Annotated in this window: 5 protein-coding genes; 1 reads left to right on the top strand and 4 read right to left on the bottom strand. The window is 67.5% G+C overall.

Annotation, left to right across the window (positions count from 1 at the left end; all coding sequences use genetic code 11):
- A partial coding sequence (locus JXA24_00500; GenBank protein MBN1282235.1) for a hypothetical protein occupies nucleotides 1-816 on the top strand: 816 nt, incomplete at its 5' end.
- On the opposite strand, the gene JXA24_00495 is transcribed toward JXA24_00500, so the two are convergent.
- From JXA24_00495 to JXA24_00480, 4 genes are all read right to left on the bottom strand, one after another.
- Nucleotides 817-1,437, bottom strand: coding sequence for a dephospho-CoA kinase (locus JXA24_00495; GenBank protein MBN1282234.1), 621 nt, complete (start codon nucleotides 1,435-1,437; stop codon nucleotides 817-819).
- Nucleotides 1,434-1,907 carry a tetratricopeptide repeat protein gene (locus JXA24_00490; protein ID MBN1282233.1) on the bottom strand — a complete coding sequence of 158 codons (474 nt, stop codon included), beginning with the start codon at nucleotides 1,905-1,907 and terminating at the stop codon, nucleotides 1,434-1,436. The genes JXA24_00495 and JXA24_00490 overlap by 4 nt, the downstream gene beginning before the upstream one ends.
- On the bottom strand, nucleotides 1,885-3,366 hold the full coding sequence (locus JXA24_00485) for an HD domain-containing protein (protein ID MBN1282232.1): 1,482 nt from the start codon (nucleotides 3,364-3,366) through the stop codon (nucleotides 1,885-1,887). Before JXA24_00485 ends, JXA24_00490 begins: the two co-directional genes overlap by 23 nt.
- Nucleotides 3,363-4,379 (bottom strand): SurA N-terminal domain-containing protein (locus JXA24_00480; protein MBN1282231.1); only part of this gene is annotated, 1,017 nt, incomplete at its 5' end. The genes JXA24_00485 and JXA24_00480, both read right to left, overlap by 4 nt.

The raw sequence follows: 4,379 nt of genomic DNA, 5'->3' as shown, positions 1-4,379 counted from the left end.
GCCAACATCTCGGTGTCGCAGTTCGCCCTGGCACCGGGCCCGACGCCCGCCCACGCCCTCGGCGTCGTCCTCGGCCCCATGACCGCGATCAGGTGCGACGCGTATGTGGTCCCCCACTCCGTCGAGATCGGCTATTCGGGGCGGACCAGGGAGAGGATGGTGCGGGCCGGCGCCGCTTCGGGCATAGAGGCCTTCGACCGGTGGGCGCGGCAGAGGCAAGGCAGGCTCGCATCCGGGGACGTCCACGTCACCGAGAGCGGGGGGGGACGCTCGTCCCACCTCGTCAACATCCTCTTTGACTCCTCGCAGTCGAACGGGCACAAGGCGGCCGCGCAGATCGGCTACGTGCTCTTCTCCGCGCTCCTCGCGGCGAGGACGAGCCGCCTCGAGACGATCGCCCTTCCGGCGCTGGGGCTCAGGCTGGGCGATCTCGGTCCGGAGAGGGCGGCCGGAACGATGATCGAGTCCGTCACGGAGTTCTGGAACAGCGACGCGGCGGGCATGCCGCGCGCGGTCCTGATCGCCGTGGAGGGGGAACTCGAGGTCTATCGGGCGTTCGCGGAGGCGCTCAAGGTCGAGGCCCCCCGCGGGGAGGCGGCCGGGTCGGTGGAATCTGCGCTGAGGGCGCTCAAGCCGCTCGAGCTGTGCACGCTGCTCATGACGTTGACCGCCAACGGAGGCAGGGCCAGGTCGGCGCTCAGCTCGCACAGATGGTTCGGGGCTGTGGAGCCCCTCTTCACCGAAGAGGGGGGGCAGTCGGTTCCCAAGGGGGTTCTCGAAGAGCTGAGAAGGATCGTGGACAGCATCGAGGGGTGATCATCGCTTCGGGAACGTACCCTTCACCATCTCCTGGTAGAGTCTCTTCACCTGCACGCGCGTCTCCTCGAACGTCCCGTCGTTGTCGATCACCGCGTCCGCCGCCGCGACCTTGCGCTCGAGAGGGAACTGCGCCCCGAGCCTGAGCATGACCTCCTCGCGGCTCATGCCGAACTTCTGAACGCACCGCTCGATCTCCTGCTCCTCGAGGCAGCGCACGACTACGATCGCGTCGAACAGCCCCTCCCAGTGCGCCTCTATGAGCAGCGGCACCTCCGCGATGACGAACGGGCGGCCCTCCTTCCCGAGGGCGGCCGCGCGCCTCTCGATCTCGGCCCTGACCATCGGGTGGATGAGCGTTTCGAGGTACTTCCGCTCGGCCGGGTCCTGAAAGACGACCCTGGCCAGCGTGGCGCGGTCGATGCGCCCCCCCTTGTCCATGACCGCGTTCCCGTAGCGCTCGTAGATCTGCCTCCAGGCGTGCGAGCGCGGTGCGATCGCCTCGTGCGCGATCTCGTCCGCGTCGAGTATCGGCACCCCGAGCTCCTGGAACATCCAGGAGACGGTGCTCTTTCCCGTCCCCATGTTGCCGGTGAGCCCGATGAGCGTGAAGTTCTTCATTCGCCTTCCTCTTCCCCGCGCCCCGGCTCCGCCGGCGCCTCGAATTTCTGCCTGATCTCGAGCAGCACCCCGATGAGCGCCCTGGTGGCGACCTCGCCCATGCCCACGAGCCGCTCCACGTCGGCGCTGACATCTTCCTGCCCTCGCGCGGCGAGTATCCTGTAGGCGATCTCCGAGGCCTCGCGCCATTCGGGGGTGAGCATCGCGTGCACCTGCCTTATCGGCGGGCTCCTCTGCGCCTGGCCCTCCATGGTCCACGAGACCGAGCGGGCGAAGTCGTCCATCTTCCACTCGGAGCCCTGCCGGTCGTGCGCCTGGTTGAGCTTGTCGTAGATTCCGGGGAGGGAGGGGTCGATCTCCTCCGCCCTGCGGTATTCCTTCAGGGCGCGATCGTAGCGGCCCTTCTGGAAGTGGGAGTCCCCCTTGGCCGCGTGCTTGAGCGCCTTCTCAGGGTTTGGCTTCTTTGACATGGTCTTGCGCTCCCGTGCCCTTTTCCCTGCCGATTCGCCGCTGTGAGCGCGCGGCCGCGGCCTCGGTGACGACGGGATTTTCCATCATTTCCCGTGCCAGTGCAAGGAGTTCGTCCCTCGTGTTGAGTGCCGGCTCGTCGAGGACCTTGTCCACGAGGGCGGCGAGGATCGCGCCGAGGGTCGGCCCCCTGGGAACGCCGGCGGCCATGAGATCGTGGCCGTCCACCGCGAGGTCCTTCGGGCCGAACGGCGGTTTTTTCGCAAGCTCCTCCGCGATGCGCTTCCTGAGCCTCTGCACGCCCTTTATGCCCGCCGGGTGCTTTCCGCCGCGGTTGTCCGCGATGCGCAGGTCCACGAGCATGAAAATGAGGTCCTGCCCCACCTTGGAGACGAAGCGGCGGATCGCCCGGTCCGTGTAGCTCGCCTTGGTCTCGAACATGTGGTGCTCGATGAGGGCGCTCACGCGCCTGGTGTCCACCCCCGCCGCGGCGAGCCTGAGCCTCTCCATCGCCCGCATCGCCAGCCTCTTCGAGACGAGCTGATGGCCGAAGAACACCGTGCGGCCCGCCGGCGCGTGGAAGCGGGCGGTCTTCGCCTTCCCCACGTCGTGCATGAGGCATGCGAACATCAGGTCGATGTCGCCGCGGTGCTCCACCGCCGGGTCGGCCCTGGCCGCATCGAGCGCGCGCATCGTGTGGCTGTAGACGTCGTCGCCGGGCTGCTTGTCCTGCTCTATCCCGCGGATCGCCGCCATCTCCGGCAGCACGTGCTCCATGAGGCCGCACTCGAGCATGAGGTCGAATCCGACCGAGGGCCTGCCGGCCGACATGAGCTTTGCGAGCTCCATTCCGATGCGCTCCCCCGAGACGGTCGCGATCAGCGGCGCGTGCTCCTTCATGGACTTGAGCGTGGCGGGCTCTATCGTGAAGCCGAGCCTCGCCGCGAACTGGATTGCCCTCATGAGCCTCAAGGGGTCCTCCTCGAAGGCCCTGGGGAAGACCATCCTCAGCACGCGCCTCTCGATGTCCGCCCTCCCGCCGAACGGGTCGATCAGCCTCGAGTCCGCCAGCGAGAGCGCCATGGCGTTCACGGTGAAGTCGCGCCGGCCCAGGTCCTCCTCGACCGGCATAGCCGGGTCGTAGTCAACGTCGAAGTCGCGGTGGCCCACGCCGGTGGAGCGCTCGCGGCGCGGGAGGGCGATGTCCACTGTGACCCCCGGCCTTCCGCGGGGTGAGAACTTGATGACGCCGAACGACTTGCCCACGCCGGCGACCGTGCCCAGCGGCCTGAGCACGGCGCATATCCTCTTCATCGGGAGGCCGCGGCAGAGTATGTCGCGGTCCTTGACCGGCCTGCCCATGAGGCGGTCGCGGACCGGGCCGCCGACCTCGTAGAGGTCGCCGCCCGCCTCGGCCAGGGCGCCGATGCAATCCGGCATATCGTCGTTGGAGAGGGTCATTCGCCTTTGTCCAGGAAGCTTCTGACCACGGCCTTTTCCCGGAGCTGCTCCATCCACGCCCTGAGAAAGTCCTGGTCCGCGGGTGCGGCGGCCGCTGCGGCCGGGGTCCGGGTTGTCGACGCGAGCCGCACCACGTAGATGATCCCGCCGCGCTCGATCGGAGACTTGATCACCGGGCCGGCCTCGGTCAGCGAGAATATCTCGCGCTGGTCCTCGAAGGTGGCCCTGCCGCCCAGGAGCTCGTTGCGCTGCGAAATCGTCATGGGGCCCGCTTTTGCCAAAGACACCCCCAGCCCGCGCAGGTTGTCGCGCCAGCGGGCCGGCTCGGTGGCGATGAGCATCGCTGCGAACGACCTGGCCTCGTCGGGCGATTTGAAGGTGTCCTTGAGCGCGTCCGGGTCGAGCTCGACCACCTCGAAGGTCCACTCCGCGCCCTTCTCCTCCGGGAACGGGGGTGAGAGGCTTATGCCGCCGAACATGGAGCGCAGATCCTCCACCATGATCTCCTGGGAGATGAATTCCTCGTAGTCGATGCCGAATCGCTGCTTGAAGTATGGCAGGTACTGCTCCTTGTAGAAGACCAGGTCGAAGGCCCCGTCGCGCTGCGCCGCGGCCGTGTCCCTGATCGCCGCTGCGAGCGCCCCGTCGGGCACCACCGCGCCCAGCTGCTCCGCGGTAGAGAGCATGAGCGTCCGGTAGACGAGCTGCTCGAGCGTCCCCTGGGCGGCCATCCTCTGCAGGAACTCCGGCATCTCGCCCTCCTTGAAGCTCGCCTTCAGCCTCTCGAAGTTCCGGTCGTACAGGAACCGGAACTCCGAGGCGGCTATGGGTACGCCGTTGACGCTGCCCACCGCGTCGGAGGGCTTGGCCATGCCCTTGCGGAAGGTGCTCCAGCCGAAGAAGAAGACGAAGCTGATGACGATGGCCGCCAGCATCGCCTTGATTATCCATGAGGATGCGTGCTTTCTGAGTATGTCGAGCATCGTGGGCCTCGCACGGGAGGGGAAGGGGGT

The sequence above is a fragment of the Pseudomonadota bacterium genome (assembly GCA_016927275.1).
Classification (GTDB): Bacteria; UBA10199; UBA10199; order 2-02-FULL-44-16; family JAAZCA01; genus JAFGMW01.
This window is presented reverse-complemented; position numbering and strand designations above follow the sequence as displayed.